Below are 26,681 nucleotides of genomic sequence, written 5' to 3'. Positions count from 1 at the left end.
CCATGCTTGCCGACGTACGGAAAATCGCCGGGCTCGCGTGGCCGGTGCTGATCGGTCAACTGGCCATCATCGCTTTCGGCGTGATCGACACGGCCATGGTCGGCCGTTACTCGGCTGTCGATCTCGCGGCGCTAGGCCTCGGCTCGTCGATTTACATCTCCGTCTACATCGGCTTGACCGGTATTCTCACCGCGCTGCAACCGATCACCGCGCAACTGTTCGGCGCACGCCGCTACCAGGAGATCGGCGAGGAAGTCCGGCAATCGCTGTGGCTCGCACTGGCGCTCACGGTCATCGGCTTCCTGATTTTGTTCTTCCCCGGCCATCTGCTGCATCTCGCGCGCGTGCCCGATGCGCTGCACGAGCGCACGGTGTCGTATCTGCGGATACTCGCATTTGGCCTGCCTGCCGGCCTCGTGTTTCGCGTCTACGGTTCGATCAGCAATGCAGTGGGCAAGCCGCGACTCGTGATGATCCTGCAGATCGGCGCGCTGTTGCTCAAGGTGCCGCTCAATACGTGGTTCATTTTCGGTGGCCTCGGCGTGCCGGCACTCGGCGGCCCCGGTTGCGCGCTTGCCAGCACCTTGATCAACTGGGGGCTCGCGCTCGTCGGCATGGTGCTGCTCACCCGTGTCGACGTCTTCACGCCGTTCGCGATCTTCAAGCGCTTCTGCTGGCCCGTCTGGCGGCGCCAGGCCGCGCAGCTGCGGCTGGGCATTCCGATGGGACTGTCGTATCTGATCGAAGTCACGTCGTACACCTTCATGGCGCTCTTCATTGCGCGCTTCGGCACGACGACGCTCGCCGGGCACCAGATTGCCGGCAACATCGGCGCGGTGTTGTATATGACGCCGCTGTCGATCGGCATTGCTTCGTCGACGCTGGTGGCTCAGGCGCTCGGCGCGCACCGCCCGGAGGCCGCGCGCACGTTGTCGCGCCACGGAATCATGATGGCGGTCGCCCTCGCCTGCTGTTACGGCGCAGTGCTGCTCGTGCTGAGACCCTACGTGATCAAAGGCTATACGCCGAACGCGCAAGTCGTGGCGGCGGCGCTGCCGCTCGTGCTGATCGTCGTCTGCTATCACCTGTTCGACGCGCTGCAGATCACCACCGCGTTCGTGCTGCGCGCGTACAAGGTCGCCGTCGTGCCGACCGCAATCTACGCGGTCGCGCTGTGGGGCGTGGGTCTCGGCGGCGGTTATCTGCTGGGCTTCAATGTGACCGGCGCGATCCCGCCCTGGCTGACGGGGGCGCGCGGCTTCTGGGTCGCGAATACGGCGAGTCTCGCGATCGCGGGCATCGGCTTGCTGCTTTACTGGCGCGTGGTCAGCAAACGGCATGTGCGCGCGGGCGCGGTGCTGCGATCCGAAGCGGCTGATTGAGGGCGACGTTGGCGGCATCGCCACTTGCTCCCCACAGCCACCCGCAATCAACCCGATCAATTCCTGTCTGCGCTAACCGCGCGCTTTAGCGGCACGCGTCGCTCCTCTGCCCAGCTCCGCATGCTCACCCCGCATGCGTCAGGTTCTCTGCCCGCTCCGGCCGCACCTCTTGCAATCCCTGATCGTGGCGCTCGAAAACCTCGCGCGCGGCGAACAGCGCGTTCAATGCCGCCGGGAACCCGGCATACAAGGCCATCTGCATGAACACCTCGACGATTTCCTCGCGCGTGCAGCCGACGTTCAGCGCCGCCTCGATATGCACCTTCAGCTGCGGTTGCGCACAGCCGAGCGTCGCAAGCGACGCGATGGTGGCAATCTCCCGCGCGCGCAGATCGAGTTGCGGACGGCTGTAGATATCGCCGAAACCAAATTCGATCAACAGACGCCCGAAGTCCGGCGCAATCGGCGCAAGCGCGGCGATCACCTGCTCGCCGGCAGAACCGTCGATTTCCCTCAGTTTGTTCCAGCCTTGCGTGTAACGCTCGTTTTGCGCGTAGTCCATGGTGAGTCCTTTTCCTTTTCCGAGTGTGGGAACGATGACGTGTCGTCGATCCGTCGTGCCTGACTCTCCGCTGCGGACGTCTGGCCAGCCGCTTCGCCTTCGTAATACGCGATCTTGTCGACGATTGCGCCAAGGTTGGCCTGCAAGTCGGCAATCCGCGTCAGAACCGCATCGCGATGCGCCACCAAAAGGTCGCGGCGCGCACCGAACGTCTGCTGACCCTCGGCACGCAGCGCCGCGAAGGCCTGCATGCCGGCGATCGGCATGCCGGTGGCTTTGAGGCGCATTAAAAACCGCAGCCAGTCGAGATCGGCCGGCGAATACAGGCGATGCCCCGCCTGCGTGCGGCCAACCGCGCGAATCAGCCCGGCCTGCTCGTAATAGCGCAGCGTATGCGTGGAGACGCCGATGGTGTCGGCGACCTGCCCGATGGTGAGTGCGTTCGACGTGTTTGACATGACAGGACTCAGGTTAGGACTTCGAGTGCACTCTAAGTCAAGTGCGTCGCGCTGTCATTCTCACGTAACCTCGGAACTCAGCCGGCGATGCAATGCGGTTCAATCGCGGTTCAATCGCGGTTCGATGCGAGCAATCCGGCTCACAACCGCCTTCTTGCGAGGCAAAAGGTTTAAAGATTGTTCACGACGATTTACTTGCCGTTGATCGGCCGGTATAAATCGTCGGCGGTCGCCAATAAGCGTGCGCGTTTGTCCTATGCTTAAGCGCAGCGCCTGCTGACACATTGCGTCGTCCGTTCCCGGCTAACTTTTGCCCTCAATGGAGTGCTTGCCATGCTGAAAAAGCTCGTGATGCTGTGCGTTGCCTTGATGTTGTCGCTGTCGGCGGGATTCGCGTCCGCTGTCGAAGTGAATTCCGCCGATCAGGCCGCACTCGAATCGGTCAAGGGCATTGGGCCCGTGCATGCGAAAGCGATCATCGAAGAACGCACGAAGAACGGGCCGTTCAAGGACGCCGACGATCTGGCCACGCGCGTCAAAGGCATTGGCAGCAAATCGGTGGTGAATCTGGAAGCGGCGGGCCTGACGATCAACGGCTCCTCTACGCCGCCAACGGGCGCGAAACCCGCGGCAAAGTCCACGGCGACGAAGACCGCGCCTGCGGCCAACACCGCGGCAACCGCAGCCACTACTGCAACGACCGCAACTCCGGCTGCCCCGGCCGACGCTTCAGGCGCAAAAGCTTCGAAGTCGTCGAAGAAAAAGGCCAAGGCCGCAGCCTCGGACGCGGCCGCGGCATCCGCGCCGCCGCCCACTGCCACTGCACCCGCAGCCCCCGCTGCTGCAGCCAGCGCGCCTGCCGACGCATCTGGCGCAAAGGCGTCGAAGAAGAAAGCGAAGAAGAGCAAAGCCGCGTCGGCAGCGGCGGCTTCGGGCGGCGCTTAAAGAACCTGCGCGCAAAAATCTGATCAGAGACTGACTAAGCCAGCAAGGCAGAGCGCCAGCAGCGAAGTTTCGGCGCAATCCGCGCGATCCGCGTGTGACGAGCATGCCGCGCTGCCGGCAATGCGCCTGCCTTCCCCCGACGCCGCGCAGCCGCGCGGCGCGTCACCCGCCGACCCGTCATCGACGTGTCGGCATTCAAGAGAGACCGTCATGAGCCTACTCGACACCCTCGGTTCCCTGGTTGGCAAAACGCCCGAAGGCGGCGGCCAGCAAGCGCTGATCGCCGCCGCACTCGAATTCGTCAATAGCCAGCCGGGCGGCCTGAACGGCCTGATCCAGCGCTTCCAGGAGAAGGGCCTCGGCGACGTCGTATCGTCGTGGGTCAGCAACGGCGAGAACCAGCCGATTGCAGCCGACGCTTTGCACAGCGTGCTCGGATCCGAAGCCGTCACCGGACTTGCCGCCAAAGCCGGCGTGCAACCGGATCAGGTCACCGGTCTGCTTTCGCAGATTCTGCCCCACGTCGTCAACGCGGCAACGCCAGACGGCGAAGTGCCGGCCGAAGGCAAGCTGAACGCGACCACCGTGCTTGGCGCGCTCGGCGGCCTGTCCGCGCTGTTCGGCAAGGGCAACGCGTAAAGGGACTGCGTACAGGGCATTGCGAAAGGCACTGCATAAGCGCGCTGATCGACGCAAGCACTGCCTTGCCTGCCCATTGAGCAGGCAAAAAAAAGCGGCAACGAAGGTGACTTCGTTGCCGCTTTGTCATGTGCGAAGCTAGTGCGTGACACGTCGCCCTGCGTAGGGCGTCAAATCAAATCAATGCGTGATCAATGCGTGGGCCAACGCGCCGCATTGATACGACGCGTCAGCACACGACATCGATTAGTGCACGACTCGCTCGAACACCAGGTTGCCGTCTTCCAGTTCAACCGGAATGACGTCCTTCGGACCGAACTTGCCGGCCAGAATCAGCTTGGCGACCGGGTTCTCGATCTCCTGCTGGATTGCGCGCTTCAACGGCCGCGCGCCGAACAGCGGATCGTAGCCGACCTTGCCGACATGCTCCAACGCCTCGTCCGACACCACAAGTTGCATGTCGAGCTTGGCGAGCCGCTCGTGCAGACGCTGCAACTGGATTCGCGCGATGGACTGCACGTTCGAGCGATCGAGCGCATGGAACACCACGACGTCGTCGATACGGTTCAGGAACTCGGGGCGGAAGTGCAGCTTCACCTCTTCCCACACCGCGTCCTTCACGGCTTCCTGCGGTTCGCCGACCATTGCCTGAATCACCTGCGAACCGAGGTTCGACGTCATCACGATCACCGTGTTCTTGAAGTCCACGGTACGGCCCTGGCCATCGGTCATGCGGCCGTCGTCGAGCACCTGCAGCAGCACGTTGAACACATCCGGATGCGCTTTCTCGATTTCGTCGAGCAGAATCACGCTATACGGCTTGCGGCGCACGGCTTCCGTCAGATAACCGCCCTCTTCGTAGCCCACATATCCGGGCGGCGCGCCGATCAAACGCGCGACGCTGTGCTTCTCCATGAATTCGCTCATGTCGATGCGGATCAAGTGATCTTCCGAATCGAACAGGAACGCCGCCAGCGCCTTGCACAACTCGGTCTTACCTACGCCGGTCGGTCCGAGGAACAGGAACGAACCGTACGGACGGTTCGGATCCGACAGACCCGCGCGCGAGCGGCGGATCGCATCGGCCACCGCGCTGATCGCCTCGTCCTGACCGATTACGCGCTCATGCAGCTTGTCTTCGATCTGCAGCAGCTTTTCACGCTCGCCTTGCATCATCCGCGAAACCGGAATGCCGGTAGAGCGCGACACGACTTCCGCGATTTCCTCTGCACCGACCTGCGTGCGCAACAGACGCGGACGCGTCGGATTGTTCTGCTCCTTCGCTTCCGCCTGCGTGACTTCCTTCAACTGCGCCTCGAGGCCCGGCAGTTTGCCGTATTGCAATTCCGCGACCTTTTCCAGCTTGCCTTCGCGCTGCAAGCGCGTGATTTCCGCACGCGTCTTGTCGATCTCTTCCTTCAGTTGTGCGCTGCCCTGCACTGCTGCCTTCTCCGCAGTCCAGATTTCTTCGAGGTCCGAATATTCGCGGTCGAGCCGTTCGATTTCTTCCTCGATCAGTTGCAGACGCTTTTGCGACGCTTCGTCCTTCTCTTTCTTGACGGCTTCGCGTTCGATCTTCAGCTGGATCAAGCGACGGTCGAGCCGGTCCATCTCTTCGGGCTTCGAGTCGATTTCCATCTTGATCTTCGACGCCGCTTCGTCGATCAGGTCGATTGCCTTGTCCGGCAGGAAACGATCGGTGATGTAGCGATGCGACAGTTCCGCCGCCGCGACAATCGCCGGGTCGGTGATGTCCACGCCGTGGTGCAGTTCGTACTTCTCCTGCAAGCCGCGCAGAATTGCGATCGTGGCTTCGACCGTCGGCTCGTCGACCAGCACCTTCTGGAAGCGGCGTTCGAGCGCAGCATCCTTTTCGATGTACTTGCGATATTCGTCGAGCGTGGTCGCGCCGACGCAATGCAGTTCGCCGCGCGAGAGCGCCGGCTTCAGCATGTTGCCCGCGTCCATCGCGCCTTCGGCCTTGCCCGCGCCGACCATCGTGTGAATTTCGTCGATAAATACGATGGTTTGCCCTTCGTCTTTCGCGATGTCGTTCAGCACCGCCTTCAGGCGCTCTTCGAATTCGCCGCGATATTTCGCGCCCGCCAGCAACGCAGCCATGTCGAGCGACAGCACGCGCTTGCCCTTGAGCGTTTCGGGCACTTCGCCGTTGACGATCCGCTGCGCGAGCCCTTCGACGATCGCCGTCTTACCCACGCCCGGCTCGCCGATCAGCACCGGATTGTTCTTCGTGCGGCGTTGCAGAATCTGAATGGAACGGCGGATTTCGTCGTCACGGCCGATCACGGGGTCGAGCTTGCCGGCACGCGCGCGCTCGGTCAGGTCGACCGTGTACTTCTTCAGCGCCTCGCGCTGGCTTTCGGCATCCTGGCTATGCACTTGCGAGCCGCCACGCACCGCGGCAATCGCGCTTTCGAGCGACTTGCGCGACAAGCCATGCTGGCGCGCGAGGCGGCCGGCTTCGCCCTTGTCGTCCGCGATCGCAAGCAGGAACATTTCACTTGCGATGAACGTGTCGTTGAGCTTTTGCGCTTCCTTGTCGGCCTGATTCAGCAGACCCGTGAGTTCGCGGCCGATCTGCACGTTGCCGTCCGTGCCTTGCACCTGCGGCAAACGCGTGATGGCGTCGTCGAGCGCGGTTTGCAACGCCTGAACATGCACGCCGGCGCGTGAAAGCAGCGAGCGCGCAGAGCCGTCCTGCTGCGCGACCAACGCCGCGAGAACATGAACGGGTTCGATGTATTGATTGTCATGGCCGACCGCGAGACTCTGCGCGTCAGCCAGCGCTTCCTGGAATTTAGTGGTGAGTTTGTCGATTCTCATGCGAGACCTCCAATTTCGATTACCACCAAAATGAGGCGTTTTATTCAGGTTTCAAGCGCTTTTTTAACGTCGCGACGGAGTTTTTAACATCTCCCGCGAAGAAAATGCGCGGCTGTATGTCACCGCCGCGCTCAGGAAATGGACACCGGCTTGTCGCTCGCCGTCGTAACAGGCGTTAACGGTAGGACCGGAATGACGGTGCGTATGCCGAGCAGCGCCGCAAGCGGACCTTGGGGACCCGCCACTTCGTCGATCGTATGGCGATCGAGTTCTGCGAGAAAAGCATGACGCGCCGCTTCGAGCGCGCCGCGCAGCCGGCACTGGGGCGTAATGACGCACGGTCGGCGTTCGCCGTTCTGATCCGGCAGGCAGGCCACCAGCGCGAAGTCGCTTTCCGTTGCGCGCACGACCTCGCCGACCGTCAGCGAACGGGTTCGCCCGGCAAGCCGCAAGCCGCCGTTGCGGCCCCGCACGGTTTCCACCCAGCCGAGTTCGCTCAGCTGCTGCACCACTTTCATCAGGTGATTCTTGGAGATGCCGTACGCCTGCGATATGTCCTGAATGGTCGATAAGCCCTCGCCTCGAACCGCGAGGTATAACAGGACGCGCAGCGAATAGTCGGTGTAGTCGGTCAGTCTCATAGGTGCAGTATCACAATGAGCGCAAGCCGCGATCCGTGGGATAACCGCGTCGATGCAAGGGTTGCCGGAGGCCGCAGCTTCGCCATAAGATGCACATGGCTGATATTTATTATGCTGCTTGAGTAAAAGTTGGGCGTTCGCGCCCATGGTAACGTTTCCCGCCGCGCCCATTCGCAGGAAAAGCGCGCTTTTTTCAGTCCACTTCGGCGGAACGCGCCCTATTTCCGGCGGTTCGTGCCGGTGCGCGGCGCGCTGGGGCAAGCGACGAGCCAATCGTCGCACACTTCCGGAACTTGCATGAAGCCTTCTTTTCCCGCCGCGCCGGTTGTCGAGCGCGCCGCCGAGCCTGACGAAGCCAATATCCGCGAGCTTGTGTACGGTTTCTACGATCGGGTACGCGCAGATCCGCTGCTCGGGCCGGTTTTCGATGCGAAGCTGGCCGACCGCTGGGACGATCATCTACCGAAAATGTGCACGTTCTGGGCGAGTCTCGTGCTGGGCGCAAAGCAGTACCGCGGCAATGTGCAGCAGGCACATCAGCCGCTCGAAGGGATCGAGCCGCAGCATTTCAGCCGCTGGCTGTATCTGTTCCTCGATACTGTCGAGTCGCGTTATGAGCCGGCCGCCGCCGTCCGCTTCATGGAACCGGCGCTGCGCATCGCGCAGAGTTTGCAATTGAGCCGTTTCGGTTGGGACTACAAGATTCCGGCGGAACAACAGGCGTTGCTCGAACGCGTGGCGCCAAAGCGCTCTCCCCGCGACGTTGAGCCGCAGCTCCCCGAGCGGCCCGCTGGGGAGCCGTTTCCGACGCGCATTATCGGGCGGACGCGCGACGAGTGACGACTGGCGACGCGTGACGGTGATTGACGGGCGCGAGCGGCACGCCTCATCAGGCTGTCTCGCAACCCGCCGCTGATGCGACGAGCGCAGCAAACGCCTACTCCAGAGAGCCGTTCCCGGATTCGATGCCCCATCGCGCGAGCGCTGTATCGTCGGTCACGCGGGCGTCGACCCAGCGCTCGCCCGCTTCTGTCTTCTCCTTCTTCCAGAACGGCGCCTGAGTTTTCAGATAGTCCATCACGAACTCACACGACGCAAATGCATCCCCGCGATGCGCGGCCGTGGTCGCCACCAGCACGATCTGGTCGAGCGGATAAAGTTTGCCCACGCGATGCACGATCAGCACCTCGATGCCGGGCCAGCGCAGGCGTGCGCTTTCCACGATTGCCTCGAGCGACTTCTCAGTCATGCCCGGATAGTGCTCGAGCTCCATTGCCTCGACGGCGCTGCCCTCGTTCAGATCGCGCACGGTGCCAACAAAGCATGCCACGGCGCCTATCTTCGGATTGCGAGCGCGCAGCGCGGCAACTTCGGCGCTGAGGTCGAAATCTTCGGTCTGGACACGTACGGGCATGGCGGGCTCCTCGCGGTTCAACCGCCAGTGACGGGTGGAAAAAACGCGACCTCGCAACCCTCGGTGATTCGCGTGCCGGCGTTCGTCATGACGTGATTGCAGGCCATGCGCAGCGCGCGGCCTTCGGCGAGCGTGTCGGCCCAGATGCCGCCACGCACACGCAGCCAGGCGCGCACGTCGCCGACGGTCGCGACGCTTTCGGGCACGTCAACGGTTTCGTCAGCCAGATCGAGCGCTTCACGCACGCTCGCAAAATATCGCAGTTGAATCTTCATGGGATGCCGCCGGCGTTGCCGGCCTCAATTCAGCAATTCGGAAAAAGGAATGAAACGCACGGTTTCGCCGGCGCTGATCGCATGATTGGGCGGATTGTCGATCAGACCGTCGCCCCATACCGTCGACGTCAGCACGGCCGAGCTCTGGTTCGGAAACAGATCGAGCCCGCCGGCGTTGTTGATGCGCGCACGCAGAAATTCGTTGCGGCGATCGGCCTTGTTCTGCGTGAAGTCCGCGCGCAGCGACAGCGCGCGCGGTGCGACGGCCTGCACGCCCGCGAGCCGCAAAATGAACGGACGCACGAACAACAGAAAGGTCACGAAGCTCGACACAGGGTTGCCGGGCAGACCAATGAAAAACGTTTCGGCCGACGCAGCGGCATGCCCCGCATCAGATGCGTGATTAGCGCTGGCCCCGCCGCTGGTCTCACCGCGACGCACGGCGCCGAACGCGAGCGGCTTGCCGGGTTTCATCGCGATCTGCCACATCGCGAGGCGTCCTTCCGCCTCGACGGCCGGCTTCACGTGATCTTCCTCGCCGACGGACACGCCCCCGCACGTCAGGATGAGATCGTGCGCGTACGCGGCTTTACGCAGCAGGTCGCGCGTCGCATCGAGACGGTCGGCGACGATGCCAAAGTCGCTCACCTCGCAGCCGAGCTTCTCGAGCAGTCCACGCAGCGTAAAGCGATTCGAGTTGTAAATCGCGCCGGGCTTCAGCGGCTCTCCGGGCATGGTCAACTCGTCTCCGGTGAAGAAAACGGCAACCCGCACCCGGCGGCGAACTTCCAGTTCAGCACAACCGACCGACGCGGCAAGCCCCAACGCCTGCGGCGTGAGCCGCGTGCCGGCCGGCAGGATGACCGAACCGCTTTGAATGTCGGCGCCTTGCGCGGTGATCCATTCGCCGGGCCGGGGGCTGTGCAAAATGGTGACCTCGTCGCCGTCGGCTTCCGCTTGCTCCTGCATCACGACGGCGTCGGCACCCGGCGGCACGGTCGCGCCGGTGAAAATGCGGGCTGCCGTACCGGGCCTCAGCGGCTCGGGCGCATGGCCGGCCGGGATGCGTTGCGACACCGGCAGACGGCGATTGCCGTGCGTCGTCACGTCGGCGGCGTGGATCGCGTAGCCATCCATTGAACTGGTGTTCATTGGCGGCACGTCGAGCGGCGAGACGACATCCGCCGCGAGCACGCGGCCTGATGCTTCGAGCGTCGGAATGAATTCGCTGCCGATGACCGGGCTCGCAGCGCTGAGCAGGGTCGCCAATGCGTCGGCGGTGGCGAGCATCGGAGCGCGGGGCGTGGGTGTGGACATCTGGGTTCGAAGCCGCGGGTTAAAAGAACATTGTAGCGGCCGAAGGCTGAGCCTTGTCACGCCCGCTCTTATCGGAGGGTTTCGCAGCGCGCCGCAGAGTTCTGAGGCGCTCGCCGCAGCGGGTGCGGCAAGCGCGCCGCGTCCAACGCGACCCGACCGCCGGCTCGACTTCCGCACTATCGGCGCGGCATGTCACGCGGGCCGCTGGCCCGCGCGCCAGTCGCAATTACGCGCCGGTGTTCGCCACGATGAAGTCCTTCACGCGCTGTGCGTCGGCGGGCAGCACTTCAAAACGCTGCGGCAGCGACTCCAGCCCCGTGAACGCGGCCGGACGCTCGGGCTCGCGCAACAACGCTTCGCGAATCGTTTCGCCAAACTTGATCGGCTGCGCCGTCTCCAGCACGATCATCGGCACGCCGGGTTGCAGATGTTCGCGCGCCACCTTCAGGCCGTCTGCCGTATGCGTGTCGATCATCGTGTCATAGCGCTGGAAGACGTCGCGAATCGCTTCAACGCGGTCGTCGTGGCTGCTGCGGCCCGATACGAAGCCGAACTCCTTCACACGAGCGAAGTCGCCGCTCGCCGCGAGGTCGAAACCGCCCTTTTCCTCGACATCGCGGAACAATTGCAGCACTCGCGCCGGATCGCGGCCGAGCAGATCGAACACGAAACGCTCGAAGTTCGACGCCTTCGAAATGTCCATGCTCGGGCTGCTCGTGTGATACGTCTCCGCGGCCTTGCGCACGCGGTAGATGCCGGTGCGGAAAAATTCGTCGAGCACGTCGTTCTCGTTCGTGGCGACCACGAGTTTTTCGATCGGCAGACCCATCATCCGCGCGATGTGGCCTGCGCACACGTTGCCGAAATTGCCCGACGGCACCGTGAACGACACGCGCTCGTCGTTGCTCTTGGTCGCGGCGAAATAGCCCTTGAAGTAATAAACGACTTGCGCAACGACGCGCGCCCAGTTGATCGAATTGACCGTGCCGATCTTGTACTTCGCCTTGAACGCGTGGTCGTTCGAAACGGCTTTGACGATGTCCTGGCAATCGTCGAACACACCTTCGACCGCGAGGTTGAAAATGTTCGGGTCTTGCAGGCTGTACATCTGCGCGGTCTGGAACGCGCTCATCTTCTTGTGCGGCGACAGCATGAACACGCGAATGCCCTGCTTGCCGCGCATCGCGTATTCGGCGGCGCTGCCTGTGTCGCCCGAAGTCGCGCCGAGAATGTTCAGCGTTTCGCCGTGTTTCGCGAGCGCATATTCGAACAGGTTGCCGATCAACTGCATCGCCATGTCTTTGAACGCAAGCGTGGGACCGTTCGACAGCTCCAGCAGCGACAGCGGCGCGCCGTTCTCGACGCCGAGTGTTTTGAGCGGCGTGATCTGTTCCGCGCCTTCGTCGTCGCGCACGTTGCAGTACGTTTGCGCCGTGTACGTCTTCCGGGTCAACGCGCGCAGGTCTTCAGCCGGAATGTCGTCGCTGAACTTCGACAATATTTCGAAGGCGAGGTCCGCATACGGCAGCGTGCGCCAACGCGCGAGTTCGTCGGCGCTGACGCGCGGGTATTCGGCCGGCAGATACAGCCCGCCGTCTTTTGCGAGACCGCCGAGCAAAATGTCGGAAAAAGTGTGGCGCTCGCCGGCTCCGGCGCCGCGCGTGGAGAGGTAGTTCATAGTTCGGCCTAGTTCAGCGCTTCCATGCGCAGCTTCGTGACTTGCGAGACAACGGTCTGCAACGCTTCGATCGAGCTGATCGCCGCATTGACATTTTTTTCAACCGTTTCGTGCGTGATCAAAATGATGTCGGTCTCGCCCTTGCCGTTTGCATCGACGTGCTCCGATTCCTTTTGCAGCAGCGCGTCGATCGAAATGCCGGTGTCGGCCAGAATGCGCGTGATGTCGGCCAGCACGCCCGTCACGTCCGCGACCCGCAAACGCAGGTAGTAGCCGCTCGTCACTTCGTCGATTGGCAGAATCGGCGTGCTCGACAGGCGATCCGGCTGGAAAGCCAGATGCGGCACGCGATGCTCCGGGTCGGCCGTATGCAGGCGCGTCACGTCGACCAGATCCGCGACCACGGCGGACGCCGTCGGCTCCGCACCTGCGCCCTTGCCGTAGTAAAGCGTGGTGCCGACTGCGTCGCCGTGCACGACGACCGCGTTCATCGCGCCTTCCACATTGGCGAGCAGGCGCTTTTCCGGAATCAGCGTGGGGTGCACGCGCAATTCGATGCCCTTGTCGGTGCGCCGCGCGATGCCGAGCAGCTTGATGCGATAGCCGAGTTCCTCGGCATATTTGATGTCGATTGCGGCGAGCTTGCTGATGCCCTCCACATACGCGCGGTCGAACTGCACCGGCACGCCGAACGCGATCGCGCTCATGATCGTGGCCTTGTGCGCGGCGTCCACGCCTTCGATGTCGAAGGTCGGATCGGCTTCGGCGTAACCCAGTTCCTGCGCGGCCTTCAGCGCGGTCGCGAAGTCGAGCCCGCGGTCGCGCATTTCCGAAAGAATGTAGTTCGTCGTGCCGTTGATGATGCCCGCGATGTACTGGATGCGATTGGCCGTGAGCCCTTCGCGCAGCGCCTTGATGATCGGGATGCCGCCCGCCACCGCCGCCTCGAACGCGACCATCACGCCATTGGCGCGCGCCGCTTCGAAGATTTCCGTGCCGTGCACCGCCAGCAACGCCTTGTTGGCCGTGACCACGTGCTTGCGATTCTTGATTGCGCGCAAAACCAGGTCGCGCGCCACGCCCGTGCCGCCGATCATTTCCGCGACGATGTCGATCGAAGGATCGTCGACCACCGCGTTGAAGTCGTCGGTGAGCGCCACGCTCGCCGCGTCAGCGCCCAGCGCCGCGGTCGCCTTCGCCGGATTGCGCACTGCAATGCGCGCCACCTCGATGCCCCGGCCGGCCCGGCGTTTGATTTCTTCCTGATTGCGGCGCAGTACCGTGAAGGTGCCGCTGCCTACCGTGCCGAAGCCCAGCAGTCCAACTTTGATCGGTTCCATGCAGCGTGTTTTCGAGTAAATGTTTAAAAAGTGGCCCCAGCCCCGGCGCTTCGCGCCAGGCCCCGAGGGGGTGAGAAAGCCCGGGCGGCCCGGCGTTTTCTCACGAGGAAACGGGTGCCGGATGCAATGCGCCGCCGAAGCGCGAGTCGCCTATTGTGCGCTAGGCCGTGTGACGTTTGCGATAACCGTCCAGAAAACGCGCGATCCGGTTGATGGAATCCGCGAGGTCGTCGACATTCGGCAGGAACACGACGCGGAAATGATCCGGCGTTTTCCAGTTGAAACCTGTGCCCTGCACCAGCAGCACGCGCTCTTCCAGCAACAGGTCGAGGATGAACTGCTGGTCGTTCTGGATCGGATAAACCTTGGGGTCGAGGCGCGGGAACATGTAGAGCGCCGCTTCCGGCTTCACGCAGCTCACGCCCGGGATCGACGTGAGCATGTCGTACGCGAGCTCGCGCTGTTTGTAGAGGCGCCCGCTCGGCACGATCAGGTCGTTGATGCTCTGATAGCCGCCGAGTGCGGTCTGGATCGCGTACTGGCCGGGCACGTTCGGGCACAGGCGCATGGACGCGAGAATGCCGAGTCCTTCGAAATAGTCTTTAGCGCTGCGGCGGTTCTCGCCGGTCAGGCCAGAAATGAACATCCAGCCCGCGCGGTAGCCGCAGGAGCGGTAGCTCTTCGACAGGCTGTTGAACGTGACCGTCAGCACGTCTTCCGAGAGCGCCGCCATCGACGTATGCGTCTTGCCGTCGTAGACGATCTTGTCGTACACCTCGTCGGCGAAGATCACGAGGCCGTGCTGACGCGCTATCTCGATCAGGCCGAGCAGCAGTTCGTCGGAGTACAGCGCACCGGTCGGATTGTTCGGGTTGATGACGACGAGCGCGCGCGTGTTCGGCGTGATTTTCGCGCGGATGTCGTCGAGGTCGGGCATCCAGCGGTTGCCTTCGTCGCAGATGTAGTGCACCGGCGTGCCGCCCGCGAGGCTCACGCCGGCCGTCCACAGCGGATAGTCGGGCGCGGGCAGCAGCACCTCGTCGCCGTCGTTCAGGAGCCCCTGCAACGCCATCACGATGAGTTCGGAGGCGCCGTTGCCAATGTAGATGTCATCCAGCTCGACGCCGTGTACGCCCTTTTGCTGCGTGTAATGCATGATCGCCTTGCGCGCGGCGAACACACCTTTGGAGTCGGAGTAACCAGACGAGCCCGGCAGATTCAGGATCATGTCCTGAATGATTTCGTCGGGCGCCTCAAAACCGAACGGCGCCAGATTGCCGATGTTCAGCTTGATGATGCGGTGGCCTTCTTCTTCGAGCCGCTTCGCGTGTTCGAGGACGGGCCCGCGAATGTCGTAGCAGACATTCAACAACTTGTTGGATTTGAGAATCGGTTTCACGGCGGGCACTTCATCCTGGTTAATTGGCTTGGAGCCTTGGATCTGCAGCTTCGGGCGAACGGGCACGGCCGGCGCGGGTCGGGCCGCCCTGCGCGGCCACTTCCCGAGGTTTGGTGCAGAGTCTGCTCGGAGCTCTTTGCGGCGGATTGCGCCGATGCACCAGCGAGACCGGCTAAAGCGGGCTAGAGCAGGCCAAAGCGCAAGCTAAAGCGGAACAAAAGCGGAACAAAAGCGGACGAAAAGCGGGCAAAACCAGGGCGCGTGGCCGATAGACCCGCCCCGGATCGTCAGCGCGGCTTGTGGCGGCGCTTGGCGAGAGGCGCCGCTGGGCGGCTGTAGGGTAGCCCCCTTTCCTCTCGGAAAAAGGGCCCCCTTGGAACTGTACGTGCGGCTTTCACCGCATACAGCTCGAGCCTACAAACAATGCTCCGTCTACGACGGGACCGGCTTCGTTACTACAAGTTTACCAGCGTGCACTTGCTGGTGGCAGTGCGGGTGAAGCAATACCCGGTTAGACAGCGCGTCCGACCCGCCATGCATCCGATATTCAAGATGATGGTCATGCCAGCCGGTGTCCTCCGTCAGGGCACAGCCACAGTGCGCACACAACCCGCTCTGCGACATATATAGCGTCGCCCATTGCTTCCGGTAACGCACCGATTCCCACATGCGTTCCTGACGCAACTGCTCGCCATACTGCTCCCACGTCGGATCAAAGGGATGGTAGTCCCCTTTGACCTTCTTGTGCCGTTTGATAACCGTACCGTTGATCTGGTGCAGCTCAAACAGTCCCTTGCTACCGTCTTTCCAAACCACGGGAGCGGCAAAGACCCACTGTCGTTCACCAACGGAGTGGAAGTACTTCTGTCCCACCCATCTGGCGTTCTTCTGCGGGTGTCGCCTCTTCGACCACCACCAGAGTCTCCGGAAAACCAGATACTCCATGCGGTTGTACGCCTGCTTGGCCACGACGGGACTGTGATACTGCGCCCAGCCCCGTAGCATCGGGTTCAGCAGCCGGATCAGATCCTCCTGCCTCACCGTCTTGTTGCCGCTGATCGTTTCCGACACCTTGCGATAGAACGCTTGCGCGTTTTTCTTGCTCGGCTTGATGAGCAGTTTTCCCGAGTACTTCCGGAAATTCCACCCAAGGAAATCGAAGCCGTCATCAATGTGGGTGATCCGCGTTTTCTCCTCCGACAGTCGCAGTCCCCGAACAGCAAGGAATGCTTCCACCCAAGGCTTGACCTCGCTCTCCAGCATCTCTTTCGAGTCGCCGGTGATCACAAAATCATCCGCGTACCGCACCACATTCACTTTCAGCTTCTTGGCCTTCGCGATCCCGAATTTCGCACCGAGATGCGCAACCAGTTCACGTTCCAACCCATTCAGCGTCACGTTGGCCAGCGTCGGGGAAATGATGCCCCCCTGCGGCGTACCGGCCTCCGTCGCCTGCAACTGACCTTTATAAATCAGGCCAGCCTTCAACCACTTCAGCAGAATGCCTCTGTCCATTGGGACATTGGCAGCCAGCCAGTCGTGATTGATCCAGTCAAAGCAGCCTTTGATATCGGCTTCCAGCACCCATCGGGCAGAGCCCTTCTGGGACGTGGCGACGAAGATCTGCGACATGGCATCGGCCGTCGAACGGTTGAGTCTGAACCCATATGAGTTCGGATCGCTCGTCGATTCCGACACCGGCTCCAGTGCCAGCAGATACAGGGCCTGCATCGCCCTGTCCCGCATGGTCGGAATGCCCAGAGGGCGCTCCTTTCCATTGGCCTTGGGGATAAAGACCCTCCGTAATGGCAGAGGCTTGTACCCACGCCGCTTCAACCTGCCGACAGCTGCCCATCGGCTCTCAGGCGAGTCCCATAGCTCGCGATCGACTCCGGCCGTTCGCGCACCCTGGTTCTGCGTAACACGTCGTACCGCGTACAGCTTTGCGGACAACGTGCGGGTCAGCATCCGTTGCAGGGCTTTCACCCTGCGCCAGTCACTTTCCCGCGTCGCCTTCGCAATTCGTATCTGCATCCCTCTCACGTTCCGTTCGACCCGACGCCAATCTACGGCGTACCAGTGGTCAGGCACGTGGGAAAGCGCAGATCCATCCTTCCGGACGGATACTTTCATGCTGCTCTCCTACCTTGGGTTGATCATTCCCACAGCAGAAGGCGCATCTTCCCCAGCGGGGTAGATACACCCCGCTGGGGAACAACAGTTGAACAAGTATGGGCGCATGCGCCCATACGTCATCCATGTACTACGCACGGACGCGAGCGTCCGTGTCTACCAAAGTACCAAGGTCTGTCAGCCATCTTGCGACGGTAGACCAGACGGAAGTCTGCCCGCTTTCGCGTGGGATGATGTCTCAACCCCTATCCGGGCCATTACAGCCCGGCATTCGCTTTTTCCGTCCTCCCATACCCGCACCGTCAACAGCGTTCCTTGCGGTCCACCTGCCAGCCAAACCGCGCTGGCAACGATACGGGCTTACCGCGTTCCCGGTATGTCACACGACTGACGTAGGTTCTGCCTATTCCCCGACGGTCCAACGACGACGCAATCCGACCTTCTAGCGGATTGACCGACCGCGCACCTTTTGGTTAGTGCCTACCAGCAGCTTTGGCACTGCATTATTAACGAGGTTTATCAGCAGTTCACTTACATTAACCTTATCAGCCAGCCTAGCTCCTTGACCCCATTGCTGCTAGGAGTCTCCGGATGACCACCTCACGGCATTCATCCGCCCGAAACCGCCGGGGGCTACATTGTCAGAGAAGCTTCACACCCCACCGTTACCAGTGACGCATGTCCTCCTAGGCTACTGCTGGTCGCACAGCAGGTTCCCTACCGCACAGGGGGTTACCCTGTGTGGTTGAACAATGACAAACCGAGCTTGCGCTCGACCTACCCTGAAATCACATACTCCAATCCGCTTTGTTAGCGGAGTTGAAGCCGCTAACTGGGCGGAACCTGACGGTAATCAGGTCAATGCAATTGCGCACAAGAGTCCGAAGACTCCAACGCGTCTAAGGCTACGATTCCAAGCCAGACAAGCACCCGGTTTCGCTTGCTACACAAGGGGTGGCCACAAGGTGCCACCAATGGGACGGCTTTCGCCGTCCAGTCGATGCGACTCGCGTCGCACAAAAAGTTATAATTTAGCGGATTTTGGCCGACTTCCGCAATGCACCAACCGTAACGGGACCACAACGAACCGTGACGGAACCGCAACGGGAGCTTTTTCGGCCCTTTCGTGTCCCACCGCGTCTGACCGCCCTGCTCGTGCTTGCCGCGACCAGGCCGCCAACACGCATGATGTCTCGCGACGACTTCGGAAAACGAATTTGAAATTACATCAGGATTCCAGCGGCGCCCTCAATACCGTGACCGGTTACGGCGACGGCTATGTCGAAATCAATCTGGTGCGTCATTCCGGCAGCATCCTCGTGCTTCCGGAAGCGCCTGTCATCCCCTGGCCTGTCTCGTCCTTCGAGGAACTGAGCCCCGAGCTTTTCTCGATGCTGGTCGAACCGGCGCCCGAAGTGGTGATCTTCGGCAGCGGCGAGCGGCTGCGGTTTCCGCACCCGCGCCTGACTGCCGCGCTTACCGCCAAACGCATCGGCGTCGAAACGATGGACTTCAAGGCCGCCTGCCGCACGTACAACATCTTGATGGCCGAGGGCCGCAAGGTCGCGGCCGCGCTGCTAATCGAAGGCTAGCGGGCCTGGCAATTGGTGCGCCGACGCCGTATCTGCTGCGTCGGCGGCTCTGGGTCGACCGCAGCGGCGCGACTTGGGCGGATGCGTTGAGCTAGCGTTGCTGTCGTGGCCCGGAGTGCCGGCGGCATTGCTGGCGACAGCGCTGCTCCAACCGCGCTGGGAGAGCATTTCACGCGAATTGCAGCACCCCCGCCCTCGCCGGGTCACGGACGATCACGTACACTGCGCGCCATCTACGCGAAGCCGGCGGTCTGGACATCAGCGATTTTGGCCCCGCTGCCGCCGCTGCGCGAGCCGCTCAGCTCACCGAGGCAGCGGCCAACGCCTGTTCGTAGGGCACCGGTGCCGTACGGCGCACGCAGCGGCGCGCGAAATGCGCCGGCACGGAGCGGCCATAAGACCTGGCGCGAGCCAAGGCACAGCAGCACAGCAGCAGGCCGCGAAGTCCGGGCCTGCCGCCCATTCCGAATAACAACGCAGCGCCGCCCATGCGGCGTCGCCAGAAAGGTTTAAATCGATGAACGATACGCCGTCGAGGCTACCGCTCAACCGCACCGCGATTCTGCTGCTGGTGCTTGCCCTTGCCGTGATCTGGTTCGTGCCGCTCGGGTGGCGCCATCTGCTGCCGAGCGATGAAGGCCGCTACGCCGAAATGGCGCGGGAAATGTTCGTGACCGGCGACTGGATCACGCCGCGTTACAACGGCTACAAGTACTTCGAGAAGCCGCCGCTGCAAACGTGGGCGAACGCGCTCACGTTCGCGTGGTTCGGCATCGGCGAATGGCAGGCGCGGCTCTACACGGCGCTCACTGGATTTGCCGGCGTGCTGCTGATCGGCTTCACGGGCGCGCGCGTGTTCAATGCGGCGACCGGCGTGTTCGCAGCGCTGGTGCTAGCGACGTCGCCCTACTGGAACCTGATGGGCCACTTCAACACGCTCGACATGGGCCTGTCGTTCTGGATGGAACTCACGCTGTGCGCATTGCTGCTCGCTCAGCGCCCGAATCTCGAGACCGCCCGTGTGCGCGGCTGGATGTGGCTGTGCTGGGGTTCGATGGCGCTCGCCGTATTGTCGAAGGGCCTGGTCGGCGTCATTCTGCCGGGCGCCGTGCTGGTGATCTACACGCTGGTCGCGCGCGACTGGGCGGTGTGGAAGCGCCTGCATCTGATCGGCGGCCTCATCGTCTTCTTCGCGATCGTCACGCCGTGGTTCGTGCTGGTGCAGCAGCGCAATCCCGAGTTCCTCAACTTCTTTTTCATCGTTCAGCAGTTCAAGCGGTACCTGACGCCCGAACAGAACCGTCCGGGGCCGTTCTACTATTTCGTGCCGGTGCTGATCGTCGGCTTCCTGCCCTGGCTCTCGGTGGTGCCGCAGAGTGTGCGTCACGCGTGGCGCCTGCCGCGCCAGCCGAATGGCTTTGCGCCGGTCACGATGATGCTGGTCTGGACCGGCTTCATCTTCCTCTTCTTCAGCGCGTCGCATTCCAAGCTGCTCTCGTACACGCTGCCGATCGCGCCGCCCATCGCGCTGCTGATCGGAATGTACCTGCCGCTCGTCACGCGGGACCAGTGGCGCCGCCATCTCACCGGCTATGCACTATTTCTCGTAGTGGCCGCGTTCGCCGCGCTCTTTCTGCCGCGCTTCGGCAGCCAGCGCAATCCTCCCGAACTGTACGCGCAGTACCGCACGTGGGTACTGGCCGCGCTTGCCGTTGCGTTCGTGCTGACGCTCGCCGCACTGTGGTTCAATCGCCGCAGCCGCGCCGGTAGCCTCGGCACGATCGCGAGTTTTGGCGCGGCGTGGCTGTTGCTCGGCACGATCGCCGGCATCGGTCACGACGTGTTCGGCCGCCTCAGTTCCGGTGCGCCGCTCGCGCCCGCGATCAAGGCGCAGATGGCGAAGTTGCCGGCGGACACGCCGTTCTACTCGGTCGGCGTGCTCGACCACACGCTGCCGTTCTACATCGGCCATACGATGACGATGGTCGAGCATCCCGACGAACTCGCGTTCGGCGTGTCGGTGGAACCGCAGAAATGGCTGCCGTCGGTCGAGGCGTGGGTCGAGCGCTGGAAGGCCGACCGCTACGCACTGGCACTGATTCCGCCCTCCACTTACGAGCGGCTCCTGAAAGAAGGCCTGCCGATGCAGGTCGTTGCGCAGGACTCGCGCCGCGTCGTCGTAATGAAGCCGCTCGCTGCGGGCGCGGTGGCCGCGCCCGTGGAAAAAACCCAGCAGTGACCCCATATCAGGACCTGAACGATCGATGAACCCCATTTCCCTCTTTTGCATTCTCGCCGGCGTCGCGTTGAACGCCGGTGCGCAGTTGCTGCTCAAAGCCGGAACGAATGCGGTTGGACACTTCGAATTCACCCGTGCGAACATCGTGCCGATCGCCTTTCGCATTGCGACGCAGCCGCCGATCATCGGCGGTGTGGCCTGCTATGTGATTAGCCTGGCCGTCTGGATCGTCGGGCTGTCGCGCGTGGATGTGTCGATTGCCTATCCGATGCTGTCGCTCGGCTATGTCGTGAACGCTTTCGCCGCGTGGTATCTGTTCGGCGAGGTGCTGTCGGTGCAGAAACTGGTCGGCATCGGCGTCATTCTGGTGGGCGTGGTGATAGTCGCGCGCAGCTAGCGCGGCCACGAACCAGGCGCAGCAAAGCTGCCGCAAAGATAGCGTAAGCCGGCATCCGCACCGGCTAAGCAAAACGTAAGGTTGATCGCGGTATGCTCCGCGGTTTGCACCCTTTTTAGCCTTGGCCCGGATTTGCGCGTAGTGTGTGTTCACCGCGCCCCTTCAGGCCGCGGCCCTTTCGATCGAGCGAAGTATTCATGACCCAGTCAACCGTTCCGCCTCTGCCGTTCCTGCCGTTCGTCAAGCCGGAGATCGATGAAGAAACGATCCGCGGTGTGGCCGACGTTCTGCGCTCGGGCTGGATCACCACCGGCCCGCAGAACCAGAAGTTCGAAGCGGCGCTCTCTGAATTCTGCGGCGGCCGTCCCGTGCGCACGTTCAACTCCGGTACGGCGACGCTCGAGATCGGACTGCGCATTGCCGGTGTGGGCGAAGGCGACGAAGTGATCACGACGCCCGCCTCGTGGGTGTCGACCAGCAACGTCATCTACGAAGTCGGCGCGACGCCGGTGTTCGCCGACATCGACCCGGTCACGCGCAACATCGACCTCGACAAACTCGAGAAGGCGATCACGCCGCGCACCAAGGCGTTGATTCCGGTTTATCTGTCAGGGCTGCCCGTCGACATGGACCGCCTGTACGCGATTGCGCGCGAGCACAAACTGCGTGTGGTGGAAGACGCCGCGCAGGCGTTCGGCTCGACTTGGAACGGCAAGCGCATCGGCGCGATCGGCGACATGGTCTCGTTCAGCTTCCACGCGAACAAGAATCTCACGTCGATCGAAGGCGGCGCACTGGTACTGAACGACGAGGACGAAGCCGTCCTCGCACAGAAATACCGGCTGCAGGGCATCACGCGCACGGGCTTCGACGGCATGGACTGCGACGTGCTCGGCGGCAAATACAATCTGACGGACGTCGCCGCGCGCGTGGGCCTCGGTCAGTTGCCGCACCTCGAACGCTTTCTCGCGCAACGCAGGAAACTGGCGCGCGCATATTTCGCCGGCTTCGAGGGCGGCGCGGCACTGAAGCTGGGCGTTGGACTGCCGTTCGCCGACTTCGAGAACAGTAACTGGCACATGTTCCAGATCACATTGCCGCTGGAGAAGCTGTCGATCGACCGCGCCGGTTTCATGGGCCAGTTGAAGGAACGCGGTATCGGTTCGGGCGTGCACTATCCGGCCATTCATCTGTTCTCGCTGTACCGCGCCCGCGGCTTCAAGGAAGGCATGTTCCCGAACGCCGAGCGTTTCGGCGCGACGAACGTCACGTTGCCGCTCTTCACACTGATGAACGAAGGCGACGTAGAGCGCGTGTGCCGCGCGGTCAACGAAATTTGCGAACAATACGGAAAATAAGCGGAAATGATTTATACGGAACAACGCGCCGTCGCACCGGAAGTGTCGATCATCATTCCGGTGTACAACGAGGAAGCCGGACTTGCGGCGCTATTCGCGCGGCTCTATCCGGCGCTCGACGCGCTCGGCACGTCTTATGAAGTGATCTTCATCAACGACGGCAGCCGCGACAAATCCGCCGCGCTGCTCGCCGAGCAGTTCCGCGCGCGCCCCGACACGACCCGCGTCATCCTGCTGAACGGCAACTACGGGCAGCACATGGCGATTCTCGCGGGCTTCGAACAGTCGCGCGGCGAGATCGTCATTACGCTCGACGCCGACCTGCAAAACCCGCCGGAAGAAATCGGCAAGCTGGTCAACAAGATGCGCGAAGGCTTCGACTACGTCGGCACGATTCGTCTGCAACGTCAGGACAGCTTGTGGCGCCGCAAGGCTTCGCGCGTGATGAACCGGCTGCGCGAGCGCATCACGCGCATCAAGATGACCGATCAGGGCTGCATGCTGCGCGCGTACAGCCGCCACATCATCGACACGATCAATCGCTGCGGCGAAATCAACACGTTCATTCCGGCGCTCGCGTACACCTTCGCGCAGAATCCCGTCGAGATCGAAGTCGCGCACGAGGAGCGCTTTGCCGGCGAATCGAAGTACTCGCTCTATTCGCTGATCCGCCTGAATTTCGACCTCGTGACCGGCTTCTCGGTCGTGCCGCTGCAGTGGCTGTCGTTCATCGGCGTGATCCTGTCGCTCGGCTCCGCGGCATTGTTCGTGCTGCTGCTGATACGGCGCTTCATCATCGGGGCGGAAGTTCAGGGTGTGTTCACGCTCTTCGCCATTACGTTCTTCCTGCTCGGCGTGATCATCTTCGCGCTCGGGCTGCTCGGCGAATATATCGGCCGGATCTATCAACAGGTGCGCGCGCGTCCGCGCTATCTGGTGCAGACCATTCTCGAACAGCGCGACGGCGCGGCCGTGGTTGAAATGCCGCGTCAAACCGTCGTGCAGGCGATTCAACCGGCGCCGCTCGCCGACCATCAAGGCGAGGGCCCGAACCGATGAAACCGCGCGCCGTCGTATTCGCGTATCACAACGTGGGCGTGCGCTGCCTGCAAGTACTGCTCGCGCGCGGCGTGGACGTGGCGCTCGTCGTCACACACGAAGACAGCCCTACCGAAAACATCTGGTTCGGCAGCGTGGCGACGGTCGCGGCCGAGCACGGCATTCCTGTGGTCACGCCGGCAGACCCGAAGAGTCCCGAATTGCGAGCGGCCGTCAGCGCGGCACATCCCGACTTCATCTTCTCGTTCTACTACCGCCACATGCTGCCGGTCGATCTGCTCGCGCTCGCCGCGCGCGGGGCCTACAACATGCATGGCTCGCTATTGCCGAAGTACCGCGGCCGCGTGCCCACCAACTGGGCGGTGCTGCACGGTGAAACCGAAACCGGCGCGACGCTGCACGAAATGGCCGCGAAGCCTGACGCGGGCGCGATCATCGCGCAAACGCCGGTGCCGATTCTGCCCGACGACACCGCGGCGCAAGTGTTCGACAAAGTCACGGTGGCCGCGGAACAGACGCTGTGGCGCGTCCTGCCCGCGTTGCTCGCCGGCGAAGCGCCGCATCTGCCGAACGATCTTTCGCACGGCAGCTACTACGGCGGGCGCAAGCCGGAGGACGGCCGCATCGACTGGACACAGCCGGCTCAGCAGGTCTACAACCTGATCCGCGCAGTCGCGCCGCCCTATCCCGGCGCGTTCACCGACATCGACGGCCGGCGTTTCGTCGTCGCGCGCGCGCGGCTTGCGGCGCCGGGCGCGCTTCGCCCGGATTTGCCGCCGGGCCTGCACGTAGGCGATAATGGCGTTTTCGCGATATGCGGCGACGGTCGCGCAATCGCCATCCACGAATTGCGGCATCAGCACGACGGCACTGAAACCGTCGTCACCCCGGCCACATTCGCCCAGCTCATTCAAACTCCCCGACATTTATGAAGAAAGTCCTGATCCTGGGTGTGAACGGCTTCATCGGCCATCACCTGTCCAAACGCATTCTCGAAACGACCGATTGGGAAGTCTTCGGAATGGACATGCAGACCGAACGTCTGGGCGATCTCATCAATCATGAGCGGATGCACTTCTTCGAAGGCGACATCACGATCAACAAGGAGTGGGTCGAATATCACGTCAAGAAGTGTGATGTGATTCTGCCGCTGGTCGCGATCGCCACGCCGGCTACCTACGTGAAGCAGCCGCTGCGCGTGTTCGAACTCGACTTCGAAGCGAACCTGCCGATCGTGCGTTCGGCGGTCAAGTACGGCAAGCATCTGGTATTTCCGTCGACCTCCGAGGTCTACGGCATGTGCACGGACGAGCAATTCGATCCGGAAGAATCGCAACTGTCGTACGGTCCGATCAACAAGCCGCGCTGGATCTACGCGTGCTCGAAGCAGTTGATGGACCGCGTGATCTGGGGCTACGGCATGGAGGGTTTGAACTTCACGCTGTTCCGTCCGTTCAACTGGATCGGCCCGGGCCTCGACTCGATCTACACGCCGAAGGAAGGCAGCTCGCGCGTGGTCACGCAGTTCCTCGGCCACATCGTGCGGGGCGAGAACATCAGCCTCGTCGACGGCGGCGCACAAAAGCGCGCGTTCACGGATATCGACGACGGCATCGGCGCGCTGATGAAGATCATCGAGAACAAGGACGGCGTCGCAACGGGCAAGATCTACAACATCGGCAACCCGACCAATAACTTCTCGGTGCGTGAACTCGCGCACAAGATGCTGACGCTCGCCGCGGAATTCCCGGAATACGCAGACACCGCGAAAAAAGTCCAGCTGGTCGAAACGTCGTCGGGCGCGTATTACGGCGCCGGCTATCAGGACGTACAGAATCGCGTGCCGAAGATCGACAATACGATGCAGGAACTCGGCTGGGCGCCGAAGTCCACCTTCGACGAAGCGCTGCGCAAGATTTTCGAAGCGTATCGCGGCCACGTCGGCGAAGCACGCGCGCTCGTCGAACAGCAGTAAGGGCTGATCCTTGGCCCGAATCGTCCTGAAGATCGACGTCGACACGCTGCGCGGCACACGCGAAGGCGTGCCGAATCTCGCGCGTATTTTCGACCGCTTCAAGGCGCGCGCTACTTTCCTCTTCAGCCTCGGCCCCGATCACACGGGTTGGGCGATGCGCCGTGTGCTGCGGCCGGGCTTTTTGCAGAAGGTGTCGCGCACGTCGGTGGTCGAGCACTACGGGCTCAAGCAGTTGATGTACGGCGTGCTGCTGCCGGGGCCGGACATTGGAGCCAAGGCGTCGGCGGAAATGCGGGCGATCCACGAAGCCGGTTTCGAGTGCGGCATTCATACCTGGGATCACGTGTACTGGCAGGACAACGTGCGCTCGAAAGATCGCGCGTGGACGTCGGCGCAAATGCAGAAAAGCCGCGACCGTTTCATCGAAATCTTCGGTGCGCCGCCCGTCACGCACGGCGCGGCCGGATGGCAGATGAACGGCCATGCGTTCGAGCAGATCGACGCGTGGGGCATGCACTACGCGTCCGACGGCCGAGGCCATTCGCCGTATTTCCCTGTGGTCGACGGAAGAACGCTCGCGCATGTGCAGATGCCGACCACGCTGCCAACGCTGGACGAAGTACTCGGCGTGGACGGCGTGGACGAACACAACGTCGCGGCCTTCATGCTGAAGCACACAGAAAATAATCCGCACGATCAGGTGTTCACGCTGCACGCGGAACTCGAGGGCCAGAAGCTCGCGCCGATCTTCGAACAGTTGCTGGAAGGCTGGCGTGCACAAGGCCACACCTTTGCGACCATGGGCGATTACTACGCCACGCTGGACCGCGGCGCGCTGCCATCGTACCCTGTTACGTGGGGCGAAATTCCAGGGCGCTCCGGCGAGCTGATCGTCCAGCCGTGACTGGCCGCCCGGCATGCTGACTTCACGCAGCCGTTGAGTTGCTGTCCGGCAGCCCGTCCTGACGACAACCGCCACGCCAGAACATGCGCGCACCGGTAGCCCCTTCCCCCAACTCGATGCCAGGCCGACG

Annotated in this window: 23 protein-coding genes; 12 read left to right on the top strand and 11 right to left on the bottom strand. The window is 62.6% G+C overall.

Annotation, left to right across the window (positions count from 1 at the left end; translation table 11 throughout):
• Window positions 1-2 precede the first annotated feature (2 nt).
• A complete protein-coding gene (locus SB753_RS09610; RefSeq protein ID WP_204520713.1) occupies window positions 3-1,382 on the top strand; it encodes an MATE family efflux transporter in 1,380 nt (459 codons plus the stop codon).
• Window positions 1,383-1,506: 124 nt separating this feature from the next.
• Here the strand turns inward: SB753_RS09610 and SB753_RS09605 are convergent, their stop codons facing one another.
• Together SB753_RS09605 and SB753_RS09600 are read right to left on the bottom strand one after the other, a co-directional pair.
• On the bottom strand, window positions 1,507-1,944 hold the full coding sequence (locus SB753_RS09605; protein WP_408472296.1) for a carboxymuconolactone decarboxylase family protein: 438 nt from the start codon (window positions 1,942-1,944) through the stop codon (window positions 1,507-1,509).
• The gene (locus tag SB753_RS09600) at window positions 1,896-2,402 is read right to left on the bottom strand and encodes a MerR family transcriptional regulator (RefSeq protein ID WP_087750984.1); all 507 of its coding nucleotides are present in this window, start codon (window positions 2,400-2,402) and stop codon (window positions 1,896-1,898) included. The genes SB753_RS09605 and SB753_RS09600 overlap by 49 nt, the downstream gene beginning before the upstream one ends.
• 333 nt (window positions 2,403-2,735) lie before the next feature.
• Here SB753_RS09600 and SB753_RS09595 point away from each other — a divergent pair, with 333 nt between their 5' ends.
• The gene (locus SB753_RS09595; RefSeq protein ID WP_288823867.1) at window positions 2,736-3,347 is read left to right on the top strand and encodes a ComEA family DNA-binding protein; all 612 of its coding nucleotides are present in this window, start codon (window positions 2,736-2,738) and stop codon (window positions 3,345-3,347) included.
• A gap of 120 nt (window positions 3,348-3,467) precedes the next feature.
• Window positions 3,468-3,986 (top strand): YidB family protein, encoded by a 519-nt coding sequence (locus tag SB753_RS09590; protein WP_374726840.1) that lies wholly within the window; start codon window positions 3,468-3,470, stop codon window positions 3,984-3,986.
• 246 nt (window positions 3,987-4,232) lie between these two features.
• Here SB753_RS09590 and clpB read toward each other — a convergent pair whose 3' ends face one another.
• Window positions 4,233-6,830, bottom strand: coding sequence for an ATP-dependent chaperone ClpB (gene clpB / locus SB753_RS09585; protein WP_020065836.1), 2,598 nt, complete (start codon window positions 6,828-6,830; stop codon window positions 4,233-4,235).
• A 131-nt stretch (window positions 6,831-6,961) separates the two neighbouring features.
• Window positions 6,962-7,471, bottom strand: coding sequence for an Rrf2 family transcriptional regulator (locus tag SB753_RS09580; protein ID WP_410800048.1), 510 nt, complete (start codon window positions 7,469-7,471; stop codon window positions 6,962-6,964).
• A 297-nt stretch (window positions 7,472-7,768) separates the two neighbouring features.
• On the opposite strand from SB753_RS09580, the gene SB753_RS09575 reads away from it, so the two are divergent.
• Window positions 7,769-8,311: a group III truncated hemoglobin gene (locus SB753_RS09575; protein WP_410800047.1), complete on the top strand. Its 543-nt coding sequence runs from the start codon at window positions 7,769-7,771 to the stop codon at window positions 8,309-8,311.
• Window positions 8,312-8,408: 97 nt separating this feature from the next.
• Here the strand turns inward: SB753_RS09575 and moaE are convergent, their stop codons facing one another.
• The 7 genes from moaE to ltrA all read right to left on the bottom strand — a co-directional run bounded on the left by moaE (window position 8,409) and on the right by ltrA (window position 17,027).
• The gene (gene moaE, locus SB753_RS09570; protein WP_410800046.1) at window positions 8,409-8,885 is read right to left on the bottom strand and encodes a molybdopterin synthase catalytic subunit MoaE; all 477 of its coding nucleotides are present in this window, start codon (window positions 8,883-8,885) and stop codon (window positions 8,409-8,411) included.
• A 17-nt stretch (window positions 8,886-8,902) separates the two neighbouring features.
• Entirely contained in the window at window positions 8,903-9,160 is a 258-nt protein-coding gene (moaD, locus tag SB753_RS09565) for a molybdopterin converting factor subunit 1 (RefSeq protein WP_408163893.1), read from the bottom strand.
• A gap of 24 nt (window positions 9,161-9,184) precedes the next feature.
• Complete coding sequence (gene glp / locus SB753_RS09560) at window positions 9,185-10,477, bottom strand: gephyrin-like molybdotransferase Glp (protein ID WP_410800045.1); 1,293 nt, start codon at window positions 10,475-10,477, stop codon at window positions 9,185-9,187.
• 226 nt (window positions 10,478-10,703) lie between these two features.
• Window positions 10,704-12,155, bottom strand: coding sequence for a threonine synthase (thrC, locus tag SB753_RS09555; protein WP_288823871.1), 1,452 nt, complete (start codon window positions 12,153-12,155; stop codon window positions 10,704-10,706).
• An 8-nt stretch (window positions 12,156-12,163) separates the two neighbouring features.
• Window positions 12,164-13,495, bottom strand: a complete 1,332-nt coding sequence (locus tag SB753_RS09550; RefSeq protein ID WP_204520709.1) for a homoserine dehydrogenase — start codon at window positions 13,493-13,495, stop codon at window positions 12,164-12,166.
• Window positions 13,496-13,655: 160 nt separating this feature from the next.
• Window positions 13,656-14,903: a pyridoxal phosphate-dependent aminotransferase gene (locus SB753_RS09545; RefSeq protein ID WP_027804278.1), complete on the bottom strand. Its 1,248-nt coding sequence runs from the start codon at window positions 14,901-14,903 to the stop codon at window positions 13,656-13,658.
• A gap of 423 nt (window positions 14,904-15,326) precedes the next feature.
• Window positions 15,327-17,027, bottom strand: a complete 1,701-nt coding sequence (gene ltrA / locus SB753_RS09540) for a group II intron reverse transcriptase/maturase (RefSeq protein ID WP_410800044.1) — start codon at window positions 17,025-17,027, stop codon at window positions 15,327-15,329.
• Window positions 17,028-18,244: 1,217 nt separating this feature from the next.
• On the opposite strand from ltrA, the gene SB753_RS09535 reads away from it, so the two are divergent.
• The 8 genes from SB753_RS09535 (at window position 18,245) to SB753_RS09500 (ending at window position 26,551) form a co-directional block, all read left to right on the top strand.
• Window positions 18,245-18,619 (top strand): Mth938-like domain-containing protein, encoded by a 375-nt coding sequence (locus tag SB753_RS09535; RefSeq protein ID WP_020065827.1) that lies wholly within the window; start codon window positions 18,245-18,247, stop codon window positions 18,617-18,619.
• Between the two features lie 517 nt (window positions 18,620-19,136).
• Window positions 19,137-20,858 (top strand): glycosyltransferase family 39 protein, encoded by a 1,722-nt coding sequence (locus tag SB753_RS09530; RefSeq protein ID WP_310065295.1) that lies wholly within the window; start codon window positions 19,137-19,139, stop codon window positions 20,856-20,858.
• A gap of 25 nt (window positions 20,859-20,883) precedes the next feature.
• Window positions 20,884-21,255, top strand: a complete 372-nt coding sequence (locus SB753_RS09525) for an SMR family transporter (RefSeq protein ID WP_020065824.1) — start codon at window positions 20,884-20,886, stop codon at window positions 21,253-21,255.
• A gap of 197 nt (window positions 21,256-21,452) precedes the next feature.
• Window positions 21,453-22,613, top strand: a complete 1,161-nt coding sequence (locus tag SB753_RS09520) for a DegT/DnrJ/EryC1/StrS aminotransferase family protein (RefSeq protein WP_310065296.1) — start codon at window positions 21,453-21,455, stop codon at window positions 22,611-22,613.
• A gap of 6 nt (window positions 22,614-22,619) precedes the next feature.
• On the top strand, window positions 22,620-23,672 hold the full coding sequence (locus tag SB753_RS09515) for a glycosyltransferase (protein WP_088174583.1): 1,053 nt from the start codon (window positions 22,620-22,622) through the stop codon (window positions 23,670-23,672).
• Window positions 23,669-24,604, top strand: coding sequence for a formyltransferase (locus SB753_RS09510; RefSeq protein ID WP_087750970.1), 936 nt, complete (start codon window positions 23,669-23,671; stop codon window positions 24,602-24,604). Before SB753_RS09515 ends, SB753_RS09510 begins: the two co-directional genes overlap by 4 nt.
• Complete coding sequence (locus tag SB753_RS09505; RefSeq protein WP_020065820.1) at window positions 24,601-25,647, top strand: bifunctional UDP-4-keto-pentose/UDP-xylose synthase; 1,047 nt, start codon at window positions 24,601-24,603, stop codon at window positions 25,645-25,647. Before SB753_RS09510 ends, SB753_RS09505 begins: the two co-directional genes overlap by 4 nt.
• 10 nt (window positions 25,648-25,657) lie before the next feature.
• Complete coding sequence (locus SB753_RS09500) at window positions 25,658-26,551, top strand: polysaccharide deacetylase family protein (protein WP_088174585.1); 894 nt, start codon at window positions 25,658-25,660, stop codon at window positions 26,549-26,551.
• The last annotated feature ends 130 nt before the right edge of the window (window positions 26,552-26,681 follow it).

Origin of the sequence: Paraburkholderia sp. SIMBA_053 (assembly GCF_046534895.1) — a bacterium.
In the GTDB taxonomy this organism is placed as follows: Bacteria; Pseudomonadota; Gammaproteobacteria; order Burkholderiales; family Burkholderiaceae; genus Paraburkholderia; species Paraburkholderia caledonica.
Note: the sequence above shows the minus strand (reverse complement) of the source record. Positions and strands in the feature narration are given on the sequence as shown.